Source organism: bacterium (assembly GCA_023150945.1).
GTDB lineage: Bacteria > Zhuqueibacterota > Zhuqueibacteria > Zhuqueibacterales > Zhuqueibacteraceae > Coneutiohabitans.
The window spans coordinates 239,324-261,513 of the sequence record JAKLJX010000008.1; the positions used below are offsets into that span (position 1 = coordinate 239,324).

Genomic DNA, 22,190 nt, shown 5'->3' on the forward strand with positions numbered 1-22,190 from the left:
GTCATCCTTTGAGACTGCCGGCGCGTCCTGCCGTCAAAAACTCGTCGTAGTGCGTTGCGTCCCACATATCAAAGAAATCGCCCATCCCGACGTAACGAATCTCCTTCGTGATCTGGGCTGACTGCAGCAGCTCGGTCGGGATGTTGATGCGACCTTGATTGTCCAGCCGAACCTGATGGCAGGTTGACAGAATGGACTGCATCTTGAAGATTCCAAGTTCGCTCTCTTCGTCGAAATTGGAAGCCATCGGCAAGATTTTCTCGCGGAAATATGAGGCGGGGTAGGCACGCAGAAAACACGCATTCTGCGTTTCCATCAGCCGCAACATGAGCGTCTTCATATCCCGAAGTTCGATGATCTCACGAATCTTGGCCGGGATCGCCGCCCGGCCTTTATCATCGAGGCTCTGTTTGAACCGGCCGTAAAACTTTGGAATGATTTCGGAGAGTTCTACCACGGCCTCAAACCCCAGTTAACCATTTCTTTCCACTTTTCCCTACTTCTATCCACTTTTGCCCAATGATAAAACAACAGCGCCTGAAAGTCAAGGTTTTTTTTAGAAATTACATTAAAATACCGCCATCCGCTTGATGTGTGAACAAAAAGACATTCTCGGCAAGACTTCTCCCCTTGCTTCTGTTAGGTTGAAATTGCAAATTGACCCGCCCGCAGGCTGCACGAGAAATCCAAACAGCGAGGTCACTGCTTGCCTGCTTCGGACTCGCAGCAAGTATCGCCTGCCTCATCATCGCAATGATCGAGCGGGCACGGCGCCTCTTCGCATCGAAGGGAACGAATATGCCTGTCGCAATTGCCGGTGAGCTGCCGGTGGGAATTGTCGCCGAGCACAGCCTGCTCACGGTTGCGGCGCAAGTGGTTGCCGCCGCAGTTGCTTTGCTGTTGTTGCTCACGGGAAGAGTTTTTCCCCACACCGCCAGAGGAATTTTCTACTTGCTGCTGGCTTGGCTGGTGGGATTCCGCTTCTTCGCGGCCACGAGTTATTTGCTCGTCCTGGTGGCCGCGGTGCTGCTGTTCGGATTGGGAGCAGCATTGTCACTCTACTGGCCGCGCGCGGCCATGGCGTTTGCCATGCTTTGGCCATTTCCATTGCTGTACTTTGCGCATCTCAGTGAAACCGGCTCCTTCAGTCCGAACTTCACGTTGATCCTCGCTGCTCTCATCGGCGGTGCAGCTCTCGGCGCCTTGTTCCCCGGCACCAGCGTGGCGCTGCTGGCCGCGGCGCTGGGCACACTGGCGGTGGGTGTCTTCTGGCAGGTTGAATTGGGATTCAACGGCCTGCTGTCGATTTTCGTCGCCAGTGTGCTGTGGCAACTGCTCGTGCTGCCGCGGCTGCCAACTCTGCTGCAATGGCTCGCCGCGCGCTGGCCGGAACCGTCCGCAAGCCGTGCGCAACAATTCCGCAGCTTGTTCCTGCGCGGCGCGGCCGTTTCGGTGGGAATGATGCTGGCGGTGGCGTTGCTGGTGCCTCGACCGCAGCCGGAAGCAAACCGGAATCCGGAACGGCTGCAGCGTTTGCAGGCCGCCGGCATGTTCGCGCGTCCCGGTTTGATTCTCTCTGCGGCGGACAACTACTACGTCTTTGGCCGGCCCTTGCCCGTCGCGATGGTCGCGCCCTCCCCTGCGGCTGGGCAGCGTTTTGCTTTGCTGGTGCAAGGGAAGAGTCCACGGGCCGCAATTCATCGGCTGCGCACGATCAAAGAACCAGCAGAGCTTGCAAAGCTGCGGCAGGCCGCTGCGATCACCTCAGCGGCGTTCGCGCGCATCGCGCCGCTGATCGCGCCCGGCCGAACAGAAGCAGAAATCGCGCAGGAGATTCAAAATCTCTTGCGGGAACAGGGCGCGCAGACTTGGGCCTTCAAGCCCATCGTGGCCGCGGGCGCCAACGCAGTGCTGCCGCATTACAGCGCCAATCGCGCCGTGATGCGCGCGGGCTTGGTGGTGATCGACATCGGCGGCAGCGTTGACAACTACACCAGCGACATGACCCGCACGTTTGCGGTGCGCGGACGCCTCTCCCCTGCCGAACGCAAACTGCTCGACGTCCTCGTGGCCGCGGGTGACAGCGCCCGTGCGCATTTGCAGCCCGGCGCCACCATGCGCGATCTGCATCAGCGCGCCGCCGCGGTGATCACAGCCGCCGGTTTCGGCCCCTTTTTCAATCACTATCTCGGGCATCACGTCGGCCTGGAAGTGCACGATCCCGCCAGCGACAGCCTGGCCGCGGGCATGGTGATCACACTCGAGCCGGGCATCTACATTCCCGCCGGCGCAGCGGTTGACTCCAGTTACTGGAATCTCGGCGCGCGCCTGGAAGATACTTACCTCGTCACGGAACAAGGGTACGAAACGATCACCCACTTTCCCCTCGTTTGGGAGGCAAGCCAGGACTGATTGCGCCGGAAAATTCACGGCAAAAGGATTTGCATTCTTGCAATAAATTTCTACATTGGACGAATTTTTTGCAAAACCACCGGCTTGATCTCGCTGCCATTGGCCGCTGGTACGCGCCGTCATTGCCGCACGCGCGGACACGGCAGCGCGCGCATGGCGGGATCAACCGCGCCGCGGCACACCGGTGGAGATATCCGACAAACACTCAAATCCGTCATAACTGGAGGTTCCTGTGGCTGTCATGCACGCTTATTCCCGCACGTCGGAGTTGCCGGCTATCGATGCCCAAACGGCACGCGCATGGTACCGTTTGATGCACACCGGCCGTCTCATCGACGAGCGGGCTTGGATTCTCTTCAAGCAGGGCAAGGGTTGGAGTTATCTCGCGACCTGCTCGGGCCATGAGCCGATTCAGTTGGCGCTCGGACTGTCGTTCCGGCCGAAGAAGGATTATCTCTTCCCCTACTATCGCGATCAACTGACCTGTCTCGCCGCCGGCTTGACCATCGATGAGATCATGCTGAACGGCCTGAGCCGGCGCGACGACGTGGCTGCCGGCGGCCGCCACATGTCGAATCACTTTTCCAAGCCGGAAATCGGCATTCAGAACACTTCGAGCTGCGTCTCGAATCACGCGCTGCACGCGGTGGGCTTGGCGCGCGCCGCGAAATACTACAAATCCGATGCGCTCACCTTCTGCAGCTTCGGCGAGGCCTCCGCCTCCGAGGGCTACGTCTTCGAGGCGCTCAACGGCGCCAGCCGCGAGCAATTGCCGGTGATCTTCGTCATTCAAAACAACAAATACGGCATCAGCGTGCCGGTGCATGAGCAAACCGCCAACGAAATCGTGGCGGACAACTTCGTCGGCTTGAAGTATCTTCACATCATTCGTTGCGACGGCACCGACCCCATTGCCAGCCGCGTGGCCATGGATGAAGCGATGGACTACGTGCGCACCGGCAAAGGTCCGGCGCTGGTGCACGCCCAATGCGTGCGTATTGGTCCGCACTCCAACAGCGACAAGCAGGAGTCCTACCGCTCGGACCAGGAAATCAATGAAGTGGCGACGCAAGACCCGCTGCCGCGTTTCCGCACTTACATTCTGGCGAAGGGCTTGCTCACCGAAGAAGAGCTGCGCGGCATCGAAGAGGAAAACAAGCGCCTGGTGACCGAAGCCGCGGCGCGCGGCGAGGCGGCGCCCCTGCCTGATCCCAAATCAATCTACGATTTCGCGGTCGCGCCGGTTTACCAAGCCGAAGAAACGCCCACGCCCGAGGAAGGCGAGAAGGAAAAGATGCGGGAATCCATCAACCGCACGCTGCACGAGGAATTTCAGCGCAATCCCCACACCTTTCTCTGGGGCCAGGATGTGGCTTCCAAAGACAAGGGCGGCGTGTTCAACGTCACCAACGGCATGCAGCAGGCGTTCGGCAAAAGCCGCGTGTTCAATGCGCCCATCGCCGAAGATTTCATCGTCGGCACGGCCAACGGCATGAGCCGCTTCCGCGAGGATATGTGGGTGGTGATCGAAGCCGCGCAATTCACCGACTACGTTTGGCCGTCGATGGAACAGATGGTCGAGCTGAGCCACGAATATTGGCGCACCAACGGCAAGTTCCTGCCCAACATCATCGTGCGGCTGTCGTGCGGCGGCTACATCGGCGGCGGGCTTTATCACTCGCAGAGTGCCGAAGGCGTGTTCGCCAACTTCCCCGGCTTTCGCATCGCGATGCCGGCGTTTGCGGATGATGCCGCGGGCTTGCTGCGCACTTCGATGCGCTCGCGCGGGGTGACCATCATGTTCGAGCCGAAGTATCTCTACAACCATCCCATGGCGCAGGCGCCCAAAACCGGGCCGAATCACTTTGTGCCCTTTGGCCGCGCGCGCGTGCGCCGGACCGGCAAGGACCTGACCATCGTGAGCTACGGCAACGCCGTGCACTGGTCGCTGAAAGCCGCGGAAAAACTGGCCGAGGACGGCTATGAAACCGAAGTCATCGATCTGCGCACGCTGGTGCCTTATGACCTGGAAACGGTGCGCGCCTCGGTGCAGAAAACCAACCGCGTGATCGTGGCGAGCGAAGATCACAAGACCGGCGGCTACGGCGGCGAGGTGCTGGCGGAAATTTCAGAAGCATGCTTCAAATTTCTCGATGCCCCGCCGCGCCGGGTGTGCACCAAGGACACGCCCATCGGGTTCAGCCGCATTCTCGAAGCCGCGATCTTGATCAATGAAGAGGATATCTATCAAGCGGCGCTGGAGGTGGTGAAGTACTGAGCGCCGGTTGGGCGGGCAGAGGTGGTTGGGATGAAAACACGACGGGCGGCCTTGCTGGGCCGCCCGTTTTTGTTTCGGGAGAAATATGATGGCAACTGAAAAAGACTACACCCCCGAGCAATTACGGCGCGAAGCCATTCTCATTTTGAACAGAAAATTGGGGGCACTCAATACCTATCGGTTTTTGGCGCAGATAGGCCAGAACCAGGAAGATTATTGGGAGCTGCGAGAGCGCTTGTTCAACGGGCAGAACGTCGACCAGCTCTATCGTGCCGCCAAGCAACACTGGCAAAAACGCAATCGACAGAAATAGGTCTTGCCCACTTGGCTCCTTATCCCACTTGGCTCCTTGCCCATGCGATGGGTTCTTGTAAAAAATCGCGAGGCGCTCGCTGCGCTCGCGCCGAAAAGAGTAAAAAGCGTAAAAAGAACTCAAAGGGTAACTCTCTACTAACGAGCGTCCTGGGCGCAGCGAAATCCCACCTGGTTATCGTGATTCGTGGGTTTGCCCCCGATGCGACTGGCGCAGCGCACATTGCGTGGATCAAAGTACCACGAGCCGCCCCGCAACACCCGCCACTCTAAAGTATTCAAATTCTCACGACCATCGTCTGATTTGTAGGGATATGGTTTATACAAGCTGCTACACCATTCCCAAACATTGCCGGTCATATCGTACAGTTTGAATTCATTTGGCGCAAACGAGCCGACCGGTGCGGTGTAAGCAAAACCGTCATCGAAGCCTTCCCAAATCTCCGACGATCCGAATACGCGTTTTGCGTTCTCATCGCCAATATTGCCGCCGTTTCTGCCGACGGGGCTACTATTGCCCCAAGCGTATTTGTAGCCTTTGCTGCCAGAACGTGCCGCATATTCCCACTCCGCTTCGGTGGGCAAACGTCTTTTTGCCCATCGCGCGTATGCAGTTGCATCATTCCAGCTTACATGAATAACAGGATGATCGTCCTTCGCGGGTTGGCCTTTGGCATCATGACGCCAGTTGATGCCGGCTTTCATCTCCCAAGACGATCCTGTGTAGATCAAACTGCCTTCGTCTTTTTCCGCCTCGGTCTTGTAACCGGCGATATTCACAAACTCTCTAAATTTGGCAACCGTGACTTCGTGTTGGTCAAGATAAAACGCATCTATATAAACTTCATGCACCGGCTTTTCACCGCTGTCGCCGTCCTCGCTGCCCATCATAAACGAGCCGGCGGGGATGAACACCATGCCCTCGGGCGCTTCAGGCGATTTCTGCTCAACAGGTTCAAACTTGGATGGGTCGGGGTAAGCAGCTTGCGGTATAGTCTGCCAAAGCAGGCGCCCAATTATGAACGTTGCTGCCAATCCCAGAGCTGCCAGAAATATCTTATTGCGCTGTGACCGCGGCGGTTTGTTGATTTGAACGCTGGTTTCACTTCTCGCAGGTTCAGCAGGCGAGGCCGCTGGAGGCTTTACACCATGCCCCAGCGCTGAGGGCTGGAATTTCTTGGAACCGTGCGGCGCCGTCCGAGCTTCGAGTTGATTACTGGCCCTCAAATCCACATGCTGGCGGGGCGGGGCAGCCTGAGGGGGGTGGCTGGGGCCGGGCGGCCTGATCCGCTCCCGGCGTGACGCCCAGCGTGCGACACAGTTGCCGGTAGCCGGCAGCGTAGGAGGAAAAATCCAAATACAGCCGGCCCCGCAGCAGCGCGGGCAAAGTCGCGCTTTCCAGCACGCAGGGAATAATGCGCTTCTGCAATTGAAACGCGCTTTCCCATTCCTGCGCAACCCAGTAAGACTGGGCGGCCCCCTGCGACCACAGGAGTATGATGGTATCGCACCAATCCAAAGCTGCGCTGATGCGCGCCGGCAAGGAGTCCCCGCCGACGATCTTCTCGTAGTCGACAAAAACTTCGATGCCATCACGCTGGAGGTCGCGCTGAAGCTGCCTGGCAGTGGCTTGGTTTTTCCAGGCGTAACTGATGAAGACTTTGGGGGAGTTGGATTTCGAGGGCTTGGTCATACCCATCCCATTCATTTTGCGCAAGACTTCAGATCACGACAACTGCCCAGTCGGACGCTCTCGAGACCGCCATCGCCGAGCGGCGGGTTGGTTCGAATCGTCTGACGCAATGGTAGCAACCCCAATGCAAAAAAGCAATCTCGAAGCCCGGGTGGCAAATGCACCCACCGCCCGGGCGGTGGCGCAGCCGGTTGCCTCGATTCCGGGCTTGCAATTGCCAAAACGAGGAGATAGATTGGCATCCGCGATCTTCAAATGAATCCTCGATCAAACTCGGGAGCTGACATGCGCCTCCAGCGACTGGCGGTTCTGGCTGTTCTTTTGCTCAGCGCGTGCACGCGCCAAATCGAATTCGAAGTGCCGGACACCAGCGGCATGGCCTGGTTCAAGGGCAATACCCACACGCACACCACCATGAGTGACGGTGATTCGCCGCCGGCTGTGGTGGCGCAGTGGTACAAAGATCATGGCTATCGCTTTCTGGTGCTGTCCGATCACAATGTGTTCACCGATCCCGCCACGCTGGCGAGCCTGGTCGATTCGAGCTTTCTGCTGATTCCCGGGGAAGAAGTCTCGAGCAAATTCGAAGCAAAGCCGGTGCATGTCAACGGCCTCAACATTCCCGGCGTGATCGCACCGCAATTCGATTCCACTTTGGTGGGCACGATTCAGAAAAACGTCGATGCGGTGCGCGCGGTGGCGGGCGTGCCGCACCTCAATCATCCCAACTTCCGCTGGGCCTTCGCTCATCGCGAGCTGCTGCAAATTTCAAACGACAAGCTGCTGGAGATTTTCAACGGGCATCCGCTGGTGCACAACCAGGGCGGCGGCGGCTGGCCGGGAATGGAGGAGGTGTGGGATCATTTGTTGAGCGCGGGCAAGCGCATCTACGGCATTGCGGTGGATGATGCGCATCATTTTCAGGGAGAGTTTGCAGCGGCGCGTTCGAATCCCGGCCGCGGCTGGGTGGTGGTGAAGGCGCGCACGCTGTCGCCGCTCGAAATCGTGCAGAATCTCGAGGCCGGACTGTTCTATGCCAGCACCGGCGTCGAGCTGGAGGAGGTCGAAATCGCGGCGACCCGTCTCACGATTCGCATCCGGGAGAAAGGGGATTTCAAGTATCGCACGCAGTTCATCGGCACGCAAGGCCGCGTGCTGAGCCAATCGTATCACAATCCCGCGGTGTTCGAGCTGGCCTCAGCCGAGCGCTACGTGCGCGCGCGGGTGACGGATTCGGCGGGAGCGACGGCCTGGGTGCAGCCGGTGTTTACGCGGGGGCGGTGAGGTGGGAATCAGAGGCTGGGAATCAATTACCAACCTGCTGGCCAAAAACGGAGGCTGGGAATCAATTCCCAGCCTGCTAGCCAAAGTCGCCTGAAGGCGACTAAAATCCAAGCCATTCCCCAGTCGGCTTCAGCCGACTTCTGTTACCAGCCTGCGATTTGAATCGCAGGTATTGAATCGCTGGCTGAATCGCAGGCATTGAATCGCAGGCTCATTCCGGATACCTCCCCGGCACGAGCAGCGGCAGGGGCTGGCCGTTGCGCTCGCTCATGAATTTGATAAACTGCAGTATCGAATCATCGGCGATTTGCGTCTTGACGCCCGGCAGTCCCGGGCTGAGATTGAGCAGGCCCTTGGAAGCGGGAATCTCGACCACTTCGATTTCGTGACGAAGGTCAATTCCGGCCCGCTGCTGCGCAATGGCCAACGCCGTTAACAGACCGCCGACTTCATCCACCAAACCATTGGCTTTGCCGTCAATACCGGAAAAGATGCGGCCTTCGGCAATCTCCCGCACGCGCTCGACAGGCAGGTTGCGGCCGCGTGCGACTTTGGCGACGAATTCGTCATAGAACTGTCTAATCAGAGTCTCCACCCTGCCGCGTTCTTCATCGGTCAAATTGCGCGCCGGCACGCGCACGCCCAGCAGCGGCAGCGTGATGCCGTAACCGGCGTCGGCATGCGCGCCGCGCTTGACATGGTCTTCCGTCATGCCGATTTTTTCACCCAAGCCCTGGTCATAAATCCAACCGCCGATGACCCCGATCGAACCCGTGATGGTGTTGGGCCCGGCCACGATGGTGTCCCCGTACATCGAAATCCAATACCCGCCGGAGCCGGCGACCTGTCCCTGACTCACGATCACGGGCTTTTTCTCGCTGCATTTCTTCAGTGCTTCCGCCACCACGTCGCTGGCCATGCCGTCGCCGCCGGGCGAATCGACGCGAAAGACAACCGCTTTAATCGCGCGATTTTTGGCGAGCTTGTGAAAAACTCTCTCCAGCCAGCGCGCGCGAATGCCTTCATCCATGGCGCACACGCCCAAACCATAGACCAGCGCGATCTTCGGCGGCTCGCCCCAGATTTGCGCAGCTTCGGCTTGCGCGATCAGATCGCGCGCTGCAATCGCGCGCACGGAATGGCCGGCGCTCTTCTTGACCACCTCGCTGAGCGCCGACCAACGCGCCAGGGTATCAACCAGTCCCGCCTGCACGGCCTGCGCCGCGGCAAACAGCGACTCGTTGTCAATGAGCTGGTCGAACCGTTCCGGCGTCATGCCGCGGGCCGCACACACCTCGCGTTGCACCAATTCATACCAATCATCAACATAATCCTGCAACTGCTCGCGATCGGCATCCGACAGACGGTCGCGGCTGAGGCTTTCCAGTGCCGATTTGTATTTGAAGAAACGCCATTCCTCGAACCCGAGGCCCATCTTGGCGAGTGTGCCCTTCAGGTATGTCCTGCCCAGCACGTAACCCTGCAAGGTGAGCAGGCCTTCGGGATCCATGACGATCTGATCTGCGACACTGGCGAGATGATAGCCAGTCATCGCGGCATTATCGATGAAGATCACCACCTTTTTGCCGGCCGCCTGTGCCTGTTTGAGCGCCGCGCGAACTTCCCAGGCATGCTCCGGCCGGATCTGCATGCCGGAGAGATTGAGCGCCAGCAATCCGATCTGCGGGTCTGCGGCCGCGGTGCGGATGCTGTTCAGTACTTCATAAAGCCGGTTGGTGTCCTTGTCAAACCAAACGTACTTGTGATAATCCATCCGGCCTTTGAGGTTGAGGGCGAGATAGCGTTTTCCCTTGCCGCGGGAGGCAACGCTTGGCTGCATGCCGCCGGCGCGAATCATGTAGGTATTGTGGGAATGCTCACGCTCGCTGTCGAAATGCGCCTGTCCGCCCACACCGCTTTTGCCGAAGTTGATTGTCATCCCCAGCGTGAACGCTTCGGAGTCGAAGGTGCGCCCCACGAGATGCAGTCCTTCCACCACTTGCAGAGCCGCACCGGCGCTCCAGGGCGCCTCGGAAAGCGACATGCCGTTTTGCAGCGCAGCGTCCGCGAACAGCGTGAGCCGCGGCGTGCCGAGCGGACGAATGCCGATCTCGGCAATGCCTTCGCGGTTGCTGCTCGCGGTAGCGAAATTGCCGAGCAATCCCAACGAAAGAAAACGGGCAGGCCGCACAATCGCACCGAGGGCGAATTGTTTCTCGCGGCCGAAAGCCGCCCGATCGCCGCTTGACCAACGATAAGCCAGACCCAGGCCAACAGCGCGCGAGCCAAAGCCGGTGGCGAGATTGAAATCCGTGACCGCCCGATTGCCGTTATGCCGGCGCTGTGTCGAGAATCCCAACCCGCGCGTGCCCCAAAAGAGGCCCCAGTCATTGAAAGAGGCGGCTTGGGTTCCGTCCGTTGACCAGTGAAAGCGCGTCTCGCTCTGGCGCAACAGGGCAAGATTGGCAGGATTCACAAAGCCGACCAGGCCGTCTGCGCAGGCAGCGGGCGGGGCCAGCGAAAAATCATTGCGGGAGTAATAGCCGGAGAGTGGTTGCGAGTGGGCGAGGTCAAGGCACAAGGCCCAGAGCAGGGCGGCGCAAATCAGCGTCTTGTTCATGGCGATTCCGGTCTTTGCAAGTGATCAGCAGTGCAGCGCTCATGGAAGCAAAAAACAGAAGGCAGCAGGCGGCCACAACGGTTGCGGCGCAGCTCAGGACAATTGCGCCAAGGCATGCTGAGCGGCGTTTTGCTCGGCGCGTTTCTTCGAGTTGCCGACGCCCATGCCCATGGTGCGGTTTTGGATTCTGACTTCCACCGTGAAGATTTTGTTGTGGTCGGGGCCTTCTTCGGAGAGAACGTTGTAGTAGGGGGTGCCCAGGTTGCGGCTTTGCGAAAGCTCGAGCAGAATGCTCTTGAAGTTGCGATGCTGCTCTTCGCTGAGAATTTGTTCCATATCGCAGAGCAGCGATTGCTTGACGAACCGGCGGGCGGGATCGAGGCCGCCGTCGAGATAAACCGCGCCGATAACCGCTTCATACGCATCGGCGATGATGGAGGGCCGCAGCCGGCCGCCGGCCTGATCTTCCGATTCACTCATAAAGAGGAATCTGCCCAGATTGAGCTTGCGGGCAATGCGGGTGAGAATCTTGCGGCTCACCAGCAGCGATTTGATCGCCGTGATGTCGCCTTCCTCTTTTTCGGGGAATTTGCGGTAGAGATATTCGGTGACCACCAGGCCGAGCACGGAGTCACCCAGGAGTTCGAGGCGTTCGTTGGAGTAGGAACGGCGCTCGTTGACTTGCGGCAGATAGGAACGGTGTTTGAGCGCCTGGGTGATCAGTTCCCGGCGGCGGAAGCGGTAGCCGATCAGCTTGCAGAATTCCTTGATCTGCGCGGCGTGGGGCGCCCCTCCGTTCTTACCATTCCTGCTGAAAAGCTGTCGGAGTCGAAGCAGCATAGATTGAAAGCGATGGCGGGAGATCATGCCAGCCCGTCTGCTGGCGCCGGCGTCCACAACCGCGCGCCGGCAAAACGGCGCGGCGCAGGCGAATCAATCGTCCAGAAATTTCTTCACAGCAACCGTCACATTATGGCCGCCGAACCCGAAGGAATTCGACATGGCATACTCGACTTCGCGGTACACCGCTTCATTCGGAGTATAGCAGAGGTAACATTCGGGATCGGGAATGAATTGATTGATCGTCGGCGGAATCGCGTTGTGACGGCAGGTGAGCAGGGTCAGGATCAACTCGATCGCACCGGCGGCACCGAGCAAGTGCCCGAACATCGATTTGGTCGAGCTGATGTTGAGTTGCGCGGCGTGCTCGCCAAACACCTGGGCGATGGCATCGGTTTCGGTTTTGTCGTTGGCCGGCGTCGAAGTGCCGTGCGCATTGACATACTGCACCTCGGCCGGTGCAATGCCGGCCATGGTCAGCGCCTGCCGCATGGCGCGAATCGCGCCTTCACCGCCGGGCGCCGGTGCCGTGATGTGGTAGGCATCCGCAGTCGAGCCCAGGCCCACGATCTCGCCGAGAATCTCGACCCCGCGCCGGCGGGCGCTGTCCAGCGATTCCAACACCAGAATGCCTGCGCCCTCGCCCATCACGAAACCGTCACGTTCTTTGTCGAAGGGCCGGCTGGCGCGCGGCGGGTCATCATTGCGGGTGGAAAGCGCCTTCATGGCGTTGAACCCGCCGATGCCCATCGGCGTAATCGCCGCCTCACTGCCGCCACAGACCATGATCTCGGCCTCGCCGCGCTCGATGATGCGAAAGCATTCCCCCACCGCGTGCGAACTGGAGGCGCAAGCAGAGGTGATCGCGTAGTTGGGACCTTTGAACTCGTGTTGAATGGAGATATGGCCGGAGGCCATATCTGAGATCATCATCGGAATGAAAAAGGGGCTGAGACGAGAAACGCCCTTTTCCGCGTACTTTTCAAACTCCCGCTCGAACGTTGTCAAGCCGCCGATGCCCGAGCTGACAATAACGCCGACGCGCGTTTTGTCGATGCCGGCGTCCTGCAGGCGGGCGGAAGCAATGGCCTCGGAGGCCGCCGCCATGGCATATTGCACGAAAGGATCCATGCGGCGTGCCTCTTTGCGGTCAATGTAGTCGGTGGGATCAAAGTCCTTCACCTCCGCGGCAAACTTGGTTTCCACCGCCGCCTCCTCCGGATCGAATCTGGTGATCCCGGCGACGCCCGACTTGCCGGCGAGTGCGTTCTCCCACATCTCCTTGACGTTGTTTCCCAGCGGCGAAATGGCCCCGAGGCCGGTTACCACCACTCGTCTCTTTTGCATCTGCTCTTTAGCGTTGTTTAACCTCACAGCCAGATTGAGCGGGCGAGACGATGCTCACCTGGTTGTTGCTTCCGGTGCGCAGCGTGTGCGCCCGTGGCAGCCATGCCCCTCGGCCATGGCCGGGTGCCGGTTCAGGCCGGCGTCTTCTTGCTCTTGAGATATTCCAACGCCTGGCCGACGGTCGTGAGCTTCTCGGCCTCTTCGTCGGGAATCTCAATGTCGAATTCCTCTTCGAATGCCATCACCAGCTCGACGGTGTCGAGAGAATCCGCGCCGAGATCCTCGATAAAACTGGCCTCGTTGGTAACCTGATTGGCATCAACGCCGAGCTGATCCACGATGATCTGCTTCACTTTGCTTTCAATATCAGCCATTCGGTTTCACTCCTCAATTCTTGATTGAAAGGTTGATTGGGCTACAACGCTGAATTATTTGCTGTTTCGGAGAAGAACACAACTGCCGCGGCACGCGGCGCTCATGCCATCACCATGCCGCCGTCGATGTTGATCACCTGGCCGGTGAGGTAATCCGCCTCCGGCGAAGCCAGGAACAAAACCACGCCCGCGACTTCACCGGCTGTGCCGAGGCGGCCAAGTGGAATCGACTGCAGCAGCGCATCGCGCACGCTGTCGGCCAGTACGGCCGTCATGTCGGTGTCGATGAAGCCGGGCGCCACGGCATTCACCTGAATGTTGCGGCTGGCCAGCTCGCGCGCCGCCGATTTGGTCAGGCCGATGACCCCGGCTTTGGCCGCGCAATAGTTCGCCTGGCCCTTGTTGCCCATCAGCGCCACGATGGAGGTGATGTTGATGATCTTGCCGCTGCGCTGTTTGATCATCACCTTGCTCGCCGCGCGCAGATGATTGAACACGCCGGTGAGATTGGTGTTGAGCACCTCCTGCCACTCCTCTTCGCGCATGCGCACGAGAATATTGTCGCGCGTAATGCCGGCATTGTTGACCAGTATGTCGAGGCGGCCGAACCGCTCCACCGTACTCTTGATCAGCGCGTCAACTTCCGCGGCCGCGCCGGCATTCACCGCCTGCGCCACCGCTTCGCCACCCTGCCCGCGGATTTCCTCCGCCGCTTTTTCGGCGGATTCCAGACTGCGGCCGGTGAGCACGACTTTCGCGCCCGCCGCCGCGAAGCGCATCGCAATGGCCTTGCCGATGCCGCGGCTGCCGCCGGTCACAATGGCAACTTTGTTCTGCAAGATGGTCATGAGTCGATCGTTGAAAATAAAGACAAATTAAGCCTGCGCCAGCGTCTGCAATTCGGCAACCGTGCCGACCGTCGTCGCTGCGTAGGCCTTGTTGATCCGCTTGAGCAAACCGGCCAGCACCTTGCCCGGGCCAATTTCATAGAACTGCTGCGCGCCCTCGGCAATCATGTTTTCAATGGTCGCAACCCAGCGCACCGGACTGGTGAGTTGCTGCTCCAGCCTTTCCCGCAGCACGGCGGCGGCCCGCTCGGGCCGGGCCGTGACATTGGTGTAAACCGGACACCGGGCCTCGGCGAAATGCGCCGCCGCCAGCGCCTGCTGCAGGCCCTGGCGCGCGCCCGCCATCAAGGGCGAATGAAAGGCTCCGCCCACCACCAGCAGTTTCGCCAATTTTGCGCCGCGCTCTTTGGCGAGCGCCACGGCTCTTTCCACCGCCGCCACATGACCGGAAATGACCGTCTGCTCATGCGAGTTGAAATTGGCGGCTTGCACGACTTGCTGCTGCGGCGCCAATTCTTCAGTCACCGCGCGGCAAACCGCCTCGACCGCCTCCGGCTCCAGGCCCATAATCGCCGCCATGGTGCCGGGCTGCTCGCGGCCGGCGGCTTCCATCAGCTCGCCGCGCAGCTTCACGAGTTGCAGCGCTTCGGTGAAACTCAAGGCTTGCGCCGCCACCAGCGCCGAATACTCGCCCAGGCTGTGGCCGGCGGCCATTGCGGGCAAAACGCCCTGCTCTTGCAGCAATCGGGCAACGATCGCGCTGTGAATCAGAATGGCCGGCTGCGTAATCGAGGTCCGCGTCAGTTCCTCCAGCGGGCCATCGAAACAGACCCTCTGAATGTCAAAGCCCAGCACGGCGTTGGCTTGCTGGAACATTTCGCGCGCGACGGGATGAGCCTCATACAGGTCTTTGGCCATTCCGACGAACTGCGACGCTTGTCCGGGGAAAAGGAAGGCGATGTTCGGGTGCATGGCTCAGAATCGAATGAGTGCCGAGCCCCACGTGAAACCGCCGCCAAAGGCCACCATCAGGCAGAGGTCATGCGGGCGCAAACGGCCTTTTTCAAAGGCTTCGTCGATGGCGATCGGAATGGAGGCCGAGGAGGTGTTGCCGTAGTTCTGCACGTTAACGTAGACTTTTTCCATCGGCATGTTCACCCGCTTGGCCGTGGCGATGATGATGCGCAGATTGGCTTGATGGGGGATCAGCAGGTTGACCTGCTCGCCGCTCAGGTTGTTGCGTTCGAGCAGACCCGCAGCGGCGTCGCCCATCGCGGTCACCGCGTGCTTGAACACTTCCGGGCCTTGCATGTCGATGTGAAACATCTTTTCCGCGACCGCGACTTCGAAGGGCACGCGCGTCCCGCCGCCGATCATGCACAACAGGCTGGTGAGACGGCCATCGCTTTTGATGAAGGTGTCCAGGATGCCGGTCTCGCCCTGCGCCGGGCCCAGCACCATGGCGCCCGCGCCGTCGCCGAACAGCACGCAGGTGGCGCGATCGGTCCAGTCGGTGATGCGGCTCAAAATCTCGCCGCCGATCACCAACACATAGCGCGCCTTGCCTGCCGCAATCATGTTGTCGGCCATGGTCAGGCTGTAGATGAAACCGGAGCACGCGGCGGAAAGATCGAAGGCGGCCGCGCGCGTGGCCCCCAGCATCTCCTGCACGTAGCAGGCTGTGGAGGGAAAGTACGAATCGCCGGTCACGGTGCCGATGATGATGGCATCCAATTCTTCGGCGGGGATTTTGGCTTGGGCCAAAGCCTTGCGACCGGCGGCGGCGCAGAGTTTGGAAGTCAAATCGTCCGGCCCGGCGATGAATCGCCGTTCAATGCCGGTGCGCGAGCGAATCCATTCGTCGCTCGTATCCACCATTTTCTCGAGGTCAGCGTTGGTCAGCACGCGTTCGGGGACGGCCCGGCCCGTGCCCAAAACCATCGACTTAGGCGTCTTGCTCAACGAGTGACACTCCCTTTCGAACTTCGAATGATTCCAATTCCTGACGGATGATCTGATTGATGCCTTCCCGCACCATGGCCATCGCTTCCTTGATGGCGTTGCGAATGGCTTTCGGCGTGGAGGAACCGTGGCAAATGATGGTGACGCCATCGACGCCGAGCAGGGGCGCGCCGCCATATTCCTCGTAGTCGAAAATCTTGCGCAACCCTTTGAATGTGGGCTGCATGAGAAAAGCGCCGATGTTCAGGAAGATTTTTTTGCCGATCTGGCGCTTGATGTGCCGGCGAAAAACGCTGCCCAGGCTTTCGGTATACTTCAAAATCACGTTGCCGACAAAGCCGTCGCACACCACCACGTCCGCCTTCGCCTGCAAGATGTCCCGGCCCTCGACATTGCCGATGAAGTTGATGCTGCTTTGTTCGAGCAGTTCATAGGCATCGCGCGTGACTTCGGTGCCTTTGGAGCGCTCCTCACCGATGCTGAGCAGAGCGACCTTGGGTCTATCCAGCCCGACGACGCGCTCCATGAAAATGCTGCCCATCAAGCCGTATTGGAAGAGGTGTATGGCCTTTGCGTCGACATTGGCGCCGACGTCGATCAGCATCGTCACGCCGTTGCCGTTGGGAATCAACGAGCCGATGCCCGGGCGGTTGACGCCGACAATGCGGCCGAGCACGAACAAGGAAGCCGCCATCGCCGCGCCGGTATGGCCGGCGCTCACCACCGCGTCCACCTGGCGCTCCTGATGCAGATGATTGGCGACCAGGATCGAGGCGTCTTTCTTCTTTTTCAGCGCCGCGGTGGGCGAGTCGGTCATCTCAATTTTTTCAGAGGCATGATGAATCGAAAAATGCAGTCGGTCGCCTCGCGTCAACAGCGGATGCCGGCTGATTTCCTGCTCGATTTGCGCCCGATCGCCGACGAACACGATTTCGCAGTCGCCGTCGTTCAGCCGTGCCGCTTCCAACCCACCTTGCACGATCGCAGCCGGTGCAAAGTCACCACCCATCGCATCCAAGGCAATCCGCATAGGGTCCTCTTTTCATCAAATCAAGCCGTGGCACGACACCGGCGCCGGCACGCGCTCACCGGGACGGCTATCGCCATACGCTTCCACGCTTTCCTGCCTTTCCATGAAACTGCGGTTCCTCAGGCAACCGGGCCGCACCAGCGGTAACGGCCGCCGCAAACGGCCATATCACGCTGCGCCTGCCACGATCCTGTTGCATTTTCCGGAACCATGTCATGCGGGCTGTTTCTCTTCGTGTCGTGATGAACGTGATTGGATGCGGGCGGAAGACTTCCGGCTCTTCTCCTTCATCAGCGGTAGGGAAAGGTCAGGACAACTCGCGCGGCAAAAACACCGATCGATCATTGTAATAGCCGCAATTCGGGCAGACACGATGGGGTAATTTGGGCTGATGGCAATGGCTGCATTTGGTAATTTTGGTTGACTCCAGCTTCCAGTGGGTACGTCGTTTATCGCGGCGTGTCCGGGAGTGACGTCGTTTCGGATTTGGCACAAGAACCTCGCTTCAGTTGATCAGTTTTTGCAACACTTGCCAGCGCGGGTCGATCGGCCGCACGCCGCACAGGCAGGTTTCCGTATTCAAGTCCACCCCGCAATGTGGGCAAAGCCCCTTGCAGGTTTCCGCGCAGAGAATTTTTGAGGGAATAGCCAGCAGCAACATATCGCGCAGATCCTCGGTGATGTCCACCTCGCGCGCGTCCCGCTCGAGGGGATGCACTTCGTCTTCCGTGAGCGCCAGCAATTCCTCATCATTGGAAAAAACCACCCGGCCGCTATCGGTGATTGTCACCTCCACTTCTTTCAGGCAACGATCACAATGGAAACGGCCCACCGTCTCAATGCGGTTGCGCAAGAAGAGGCTTGCTGCCCGCCTCTCCAGGTCAACCTCGATATGCACCGGATTGAGTAGGTTGGGATGATCGGTGATACCGCAACTCGCCGGCTGCTCCTCAAAGTGAAGGCGGTGAACGCCTTCTGCGAGTCCAATTAGGGAAATCTTCATGTCGCGGCAGATTCATAATACAAAGTAGGGCGCAATTTATAAAACCGGCTGGTTGAAGTCAAGCTAAAATTCCGGCTCAACCCGTGCATTTTCATTGATCTTGGCGCACTCGGTCCAGCCAATAGCCAGATTGCAGTTGATAAACAAGGTTGTCCGCCAGAGCTTCTGCCTCTTCTTTGGTGGCAAATCGGCCAATTCGTACGCGATACCAAATGCCACCCTTCGCAGGAATGTTGGCGCGCTGAATATACACTTCGTGCCCCTGGCCCTCATAGCGCTTCGCATCCGCTTCTGCGTTGCGGCGGGATTGCCACGACGACACCTGGACGGTGTATATTCCCTCACTGCTCGACACCACCGTCGGCCGGGGTTCGTCAACGGGTGCTGGCGGCGGGGTCACACTCGGCTGTGGCAGCACGTCGGTGATGGCTGCGGCCGGCCCCGGCTTCTCTGCAGCAGCTTTGTGCCGATTCCAATACCAAACGCCGGTGGCGACAATCAGCGCCAGTACTGCTACTGCCGCAGCAGCGATCCACTTGGTCTGTTGTGAAGCCATGCGATCATACCTCCTTTTTCATGCGGCGCATCCCATTGCCGTCGCGCGTTTGGATGCGTTGCCTGCGTCAGCAAGCACGGGCAGGCGGCAGTGGCAAGGCCGAAAAAGCGGCCGGCCTCCCGGGCCGCGAAAGCACGACCATCGCCCGAGGGGAACACAGCCGGCGGATCTGTTATCGCTCGGTCCAGCCTGGCAGCCAGGCTGGCGGCCTCGAAATCACATCGTTTCCAACAGCTCTTTTTCCGAGAAGAAGAACGCCACCTCGATGCGGCCGTTCTCCGGTGAATCAGAGCCGTGCACGATGTTGTTTTGCTTGCTCGTCGCAAAATCCTTGCGAATGGTGCCGGCCTCGGCTTGGGCAGGATCAGTGGCGCCGATCAGCTTGCGAAAATCAGCCACCGCGTTGTCTTTTTCCAACGCCAGCGGCACCACGCGGTCACTGCTCATGAAACTGACCAGATCTTTGTAGAAGGGACGCTCCTTGTGCACCTCATAGAATTTGCCGGCGGTTTCCGGCGTCAGGCGCACCATTTTCATTGCCAGAATGCGAAAGCCTGCCGCCTCGATGCGCTCCAGAACTTTGCCCATTTTTCCGGCCGTGACACAATCCGGTTTCAGAATTGCCAAAGTACGCTCCAACATGGAACTCCTTTCTGCGTGCAGAAGATGATTTGAATTCGCCGGCAGTCAAGACGAAATCTGCCGGCGCGGTGTTTCTACTTTTTGCCGGTTTTGGCTTTCGCCGCTGCCTTCACTGATCTGGCTGCACCCGCGGCAATTGTCTTGGGCCTGGCCGCAGTTTTCACCACGCTGGTCTTGCGCGCCGCGGGTTTGCTTTTGATCTTCTGCAACTGCTCTTGAATGCGAAGGCCGATTTCCGCCGGACTTTGACACACCGTGGCGCCCGCCTCCGCGAGCTTCGCCATCTTTTCGGCGGCCGTGCCCTGACCGCCGGCAATGATGGCGCCCGCGTGACCCATGCGGCGTCCGGGCGGCGCGGTACGGCCCGCGATGAACGCCACGACCGGCTTGCGGAATTCTCGCTTGATGTAGGCCGCGGCCTCGTCTTCGGCATTGCCGCCGATTTCACCAATCAATACCACGGCATCGGTGTCCGGATCGGCATTGAACAGCCGCAAGGCGTCCAAAAACGTGGTGCCGACGATGGGATCGCCGCCGATACCCACGCAAGTGGATTGGCCGATGCCGAGATCGGAGAGCTGTTTCACCGCTTCGTAGGTGAGCGTGCCACTGCGTGAGATGACGCCCACCCGGCCCTGCATGTGGATGAAGCCCGGCATGATGCCGATCTTGCATTGGCCCGGTGAAATCACACCCGGGCAGTTCGGGCCGATCATGCGCGTGCCGGTTTTGATCAAAAACGCCTTCACCGCCAGCATGTCGGTCACCGGAATGCCCTCGGTAATCGTCACGATCAACGGCACGCCTTCCGCCGCGGATTCCATGATGGCGTCGGCGGAGAATGAGGGTGGAACAAAAATCGCGGCGGCGTTGGCGCCGGTGGCGCGCACGGCCTCCGCCACCGTATCGAAAATCGAGACGCGGTCGTCGAACTTCTGCCCGCCCTTGCCCGGCACCACGCCGGCGACCACCTGCGTGCCATAATCCATCATTTGCCGCGTGTGAAATGAGCCTTCGTTGCCCGTAATCCCCTGCACCAACACACGCGTCTGCTTGTCAACTAGTATGCTCAACTGCTCCTCCTCGTGATTTGAAATCGTTTGTCATGCCGCGTGCCACTCATGCCTGAATCGAAGCCACCACTTTCTCCGCGGCCTCTTTGAACGTGTGCGCCACCAGAAGCGGCAGGCCGGAATTGGCGAGCAGCTCGCCCGCCTCCCGGGCATTGGTGCCTTCGAGGCGCACCACCAGCGGCACGGTGATCTTGACATTCTGCGCTGCCTGAATCACGCCCTGCGCAATGCGGTCACAGCGCACGATGCCACCGAACACGTTGATGAGAATCGCCTTGACGTTGGGATCGGAGAGGATGATTTTGAAGCCGTTTTCCACGGTCTCGGGGTTGGCGCCGCCGCCGACGTCCAGGAAATTCGCCGGCATGCCGCCCGCGAGCTTGATGATGTCCATCGTGCCCATCGCCAAACCGGCGCCGTTGACCATACAGCCGACGTTGCCGTCCAAACGAACGTAGTTGAGATTGTGCTTCGAAGCTTCGACCTCCAGCGGGTCTTCCTCGTTGCGGTCGCGCAAGGCGAGAATGTCGGGATGGCGGTAGAGCGCATTGTCGTCGAAGTTCATTTTGGCATCGAGCGCCAACACCCGGCCGTCGGTGGTCACGATCAGTGGATTGATTTCGGCGAGCGAGCAATCGGAGGCGACATAGGCGCGGTATAGCGCCTGGAAAAATTTCACCGCATTCTTGAAGGCCTCACCTTGCAGGCCCAGGCCAAATGCCAGTTTGCGCGCCTGCGCAGCCCGCAGCCCGGTGAGCGGATCAACGTACTCCTTCAAAATCAGCTCGGGCGTCTCCGCCGCGACTTTCTCGATTTCTACGCCGCCGGCAGTGCTGGCCATGAACACGAGCTGAAATGCCGAGCGATCCAGCACGATGCCGGCGTACAACTCGCGCGCGATGTTCAGCGCTTGTTCCACCAGCACCTGCCGCACCTGCCTGCCTTCCGGCCCGGTTTGCGGGGTGACAAGCTGCATGCCGATCATCTGGCGGGCGATCTCATAGGCCTCGTGGGCGTTCTGCGCCAGTTTCACCCCGCCGCCCTTGCCACGGCCGCCCGCATGGATTTGCGCCTTCACCACCACTCTGCCGCCGAGCTCGTGGGCGATCACGCCGACTTCTTCCGGAGTCTTGGCAACTCTGCCCGCCGGCACCGCGACCTCAAATCTGCGCAGAATCTCTTTCGCTTGATATTCGTGAATCTTCAATTCTCCTCCTCGGATAGTTTCCAGGTACTATTCAGATCTTTCTGATGGAAAAATGCATTCACAAGGCACCAGCACGAATCTTCATTTGAATCTCGACATTCGACAAATCGTTTGGTTTCCCAAAGGCTTTCTTCAAATAGATGACATCGTCAAGGCTGACAAAGTTGATTCACACGTTGTCAATCTTGAAAACTTTGCGCTTCTCCCAACATTTTCGCAGATCCAGCCCCGGCGCCTCCGATAAGGCCTCCACCCGCATATTGTCGTCGAGGATCTCAACCTTGCTCTTTATCATCTTCTCGGGATCAGTCAGATGCGCTGTGGCCAGGCGCACAGCCCCAAAAATCTACACCAATTTCGTTTATCTCTTTTCACTCGGCAGAACGGCAATATTCGCATCCTTGGTGGTTCGGGGAATACCGTATGCGATTGCTGCGAAGCCACCAATAACAAGACGTTTAACGCGCGCGGCGTTTAACGTCCGGAACAACGCGAGATATCTTTTTAGCATGATTCCGCGGGGTTGCGCGCTCTATGGCCAAGACAAATTCCATGAATTCAAACATGCTCTTAATGCGCTCTTCCGGAGTCAGTTCAAGGAAATCGCGAACCTTGGCTTCCATCGTCTCATGCTAGCCCAACTTCCGCAGATGAAGATTTTTTTGAAGCTTTTTGGGTAGCGGATCAAGGCTAAGCACTTGATTCCGTG

General features: G+C 59.3%; 21 protein-coding genes. 4 read left to right on the plus strand and 17 right to left on the minus strand.

The window, feature by feature from the left end; all coding sequences use genetic code 11:
• Position 1 precedes the first annotated feature (1 nt).
• Positions 2 to 457: a hypothetical protein gene (locus L6R21_13130; GenBank protein ID MCK6560132.1), complete on the minus strand. Its 456-nt coding sequence runs from the start codon at positions 455 to 457 to the stop codon at positions 2 to 4.
• 341 nt (positions 458 to 798) lie between these two features.
• Here L6R21_13130 and L6R21_13135 point away from each other — a divergent pair, with 341 nt between their 5' ends.
• The 3 genes from L6R21_13135 to L6R21_13145 all read left to right on the plus strand — a co-directional run bounded on the left by L6R21_13135 (position 799) and on the right by L6R21_13145 (position 5,003).
• Positions 799 to 2,412 carry a Xaa-Pro peptidase family protein gene (locus tag L6R21_13135; protein ID MCK6560133.1) on the plus strand — a complete coding sequence of 538 codons (1,614 nt, stop codon included), beginning with the start codon at positions 799 to 801 and terminating at the stop codon, positions 2,410 to 2,412.
• Positions 2,413 to 2,653: 241 nt separating this feature from the next.
• On the plus strand, positions 2,654 to 4,690 hold the full coding sequence (locus L6R21_13140) for a thiamine pyrophosphate-dependent enzyme (protein MCK6560134.1): 2,037 nt from the start codon (positions 2,654 to 2,656) through the stop codon (positions 4,688 to 4,690).
• An 85-nt stretch (positions 4,691 to 4,775) separates the two neighbouring features.
• On the plus strand, positions 4,776 to 5,003 hold the full coding sequence (locus tag L6R21_13145) for a hypothetical protein (GenBank protein MCK6560135.1): 228 nt from the start codon (positions 4,776 to 4,778) through the stop codon (positions 5,001 to 5,003).
• A gap of 137 nt (positions 5,004 to 5,140) precedes the next feature.
• On the opposite strand, the gene L6R21_13150 is transcribed toward L6R21_13145, so the two are convergent.
• Complete coding sequence (locus L6R21_13150; GenBank protein ID MCK6560136.1) at positions 5,141 to 6,229, minus strand: formylglycine-generating enzyme family protein; 1,089 nt, start codon at positions 6,227 to 6,229, stop codon at positions 5,141 to 5,143.
• Positions 6,216 to 6,695 carry a toll/interleukin-1 receptor domain-containing protein gene (locus tag L6R21_13155; protein MCK6560137.1) on the minus strand — a complete coding sequence of 160 codons (480 nt, stop codon included), beginning with the start codon at positions 6,693 to 6,695 and terminating at the stop codon, positions 6,216 to 6,218. The genes L6R21_13150 and L6R21_13155 overlap by 14 nt, the downstream gene beginning before the upstream one ends.
• A gap of 285 nt (positions 6,696 to 6,980) precedes the next feature.
• On the opposite strand from L6R21_13155, the gene L6R21_13160 reads away from it, so the two are divergent.
• Positions 6,981 to 7,979 carry a CehA/McbA family metallohydrolase gene (locus L6R21_13160; GenBank protein ID MCK6560138.1) on the plus strand — a complete coding sequence of 333 codons (999 nt, stop codon included), beginning with the start codon at positions 6,981 to 6,983 and terminating at the stop codon, positions 7,977 to 7,979.
• Between the two features lie 211 nt (positions 7,980 to 8,190).
• On the opposite strand, the gene sppA is transcribed toward L6R21_13160, so the two are convergent.
• From sppA to sucC, 14 genes are all read right to left on the minus strand, one after another.
• The gene (gene sppA, locus L6R21_13165) at positions 8,191 to 10,599 is read right to left on the minus strand and encodes a signal peptide peptidase SppA (GenBank protein MCK6560139.1); all 2,409 of its coding nucleotides are present in this window, start codon (positions 10,597 to 10,599) and stop codon (positions 8,191 to 8,193) included.
• A 93-nt stretch (positions 10,600 to 10,692) separates the two neighbouring features.
• Positions 10,693 to 11,439, minus strand: coding sequence for a ribonuclease III (gene rnc / locus L6R21_13170; GenBank protein MCK6560140.1), 747 nt, complete (start codon positions 11,437 to 11,439; stop codon positions 10,693 to 10,695).
• A gap of 93 nt (positions 11,440 to 11,532) precedes the next feature.
• The gene (fabF, locus tag L6R21_13175; GenBank protein ID MCK6560141.1) at positions 11,533 to 12,786 is read right to left on the minus strand and encodes a beta-ketoacyl-ACP synthase II; all 1,254 of its coding nucleotides are present in this window, start codon (positions 12,784 to 12,786) and stop codon (positions 11,533 to 11,535) included.
• Positions 12,787 to 12,917: 131 nt separating this feature from the next.
• A complete protein-coding gene (gene acpP, locus L6R21_13180) occupies positions 12,918 to 13,160 on the minus strand; it encodes an acyl carrier protein (GenBank protein MCK6560142.1) in 243 nt (80 codons plus the stop codon).
• Between the two features lie 101 nt (positions 13,161 to 13,261).
• On the minus strand, positions 13,262 to 14,008 hold the full coding sequence (fabG, locus tag L6R21_13185) for a 3-oxoacyl-[acyl-carrier-protein] reductase (GenBank protein MCK6560143.1): 747 nt from the start codon (positions 14,006 to 14,008) through the stop codon (positions 13,262 to 13,264).
• Positions 14,009 to 14,035: 27 nt separating this feature from the next.
• The gene (gene fabD, locus L6R21_13190; protein ID MCK6560144.1) at positions 14,036 to 14,926 is read right to left on the minus strand and encodes an ACP S-malonyltransferase; all 891 of its coding nucleotides are present in this window, start codon (positions 14,924 to 14,926) and stop codon (positions 14,036 to 14,038) included.
• A 57-nt stretch (positions 14,927 to 14,983) separates the two neighbouring features.
• Entirely contained in the window at positions 14,984 to 15,949 is a 966-nt protein-coding gene (locus L6R21_13195) for a ketoacyl-ACP synthase III (protein MCK6560145.1), read from the minus strand.
• A 4-nt stretch (positions 15,950 to 15,953) separates the two neighbouring features.
• The gene (gene plsX / locus L6R21_13200) at positions 15,954 to 17,000 is read right to left on the minus strand and encodes a phosphate acyltransferase PlsX (protein MCK6560146.1); all 1,047 of its coding nucleotides are present in this window, start codon (positions 16,998 to 17,000) and stop codon (positions 15,954 to 15,956) included.
• A 307-nt stretch (positions 17,001 to 17,307) separates the two neighbouring features.
• Entirely contained in the window at positions 17,308 to 17,493 is a 186-nt protein-coding gene (gene rpmF / locus L6R21_13205; GenBank protein ID MCK6560147.1) for a 50S ribosomal protein L32, read from the minus strand.
• Between the two features lie 12 nt (positions 17,494 to 17,505).
• Entirely contained in the window at positions 17,506 to 18,003 is a 498-nt protein-coding gene (locus L6R21_13210) for a DUF177 domain-containing protein (GenBank protein MCK6560148.1), read from the minus strand.
• Between the two features lie 91 nt (positions 18,004 to 18,094).
• Positions 18,095 to 18,559: an SPOR domain-containing protein gene (locus L6R21_13215; GenBank protein ID MCK6560149.1), complete on the minus strand. Its 465-nt coding sequence runs from the start codon at positions 18,557 to 18,559 to the stop codon at positions 18,095 to 18,097.
• 216 nt (positions 18,560 to 18,775) lie between these two features.
• A complete protein-coding gene (gene ndk / locus L6R21_13220) occupies positions 18,776 to 19,198 on the minus strand; it encodes a nucleoside-diphosphate kinase (protein MCK6560150.1) in 423 nt (140 codons plus the stop codon).
• A 77-nt stretch (positions 19,199 to 19,275) separates the two neighbouring features.
• Positions 19,276 to 20,274 carry a succinate--CoA ligase subunit alpha gene (sucD, locus tag L6R21_13225; GenBank protein ID MCK6560151.1) on the minus strand — a complete coding sequence of 333 codons (999 nt, stop codon included), beginning with the start codon at positions 20,272 to 20,274 and terminating at the stop codon, positions 19,276 to 19,278.
• 46 nt (positions 20,275 to 20,320) lie between these two features.
• Positions 20,321 to 21,481, minus strand: coding sequence for an ADP-forming succinate--CoA ligase subunit beta (gene sucC / locus L6R21_13230; GenBank protein MCK6560152.1), 1,161 nt, complete (start codon positions 21,479 to 21,481; stop codon positions 20,321 to 20,323).
• Positions 21,482 to 22,190: the final 709 nt, after the last annotated feature.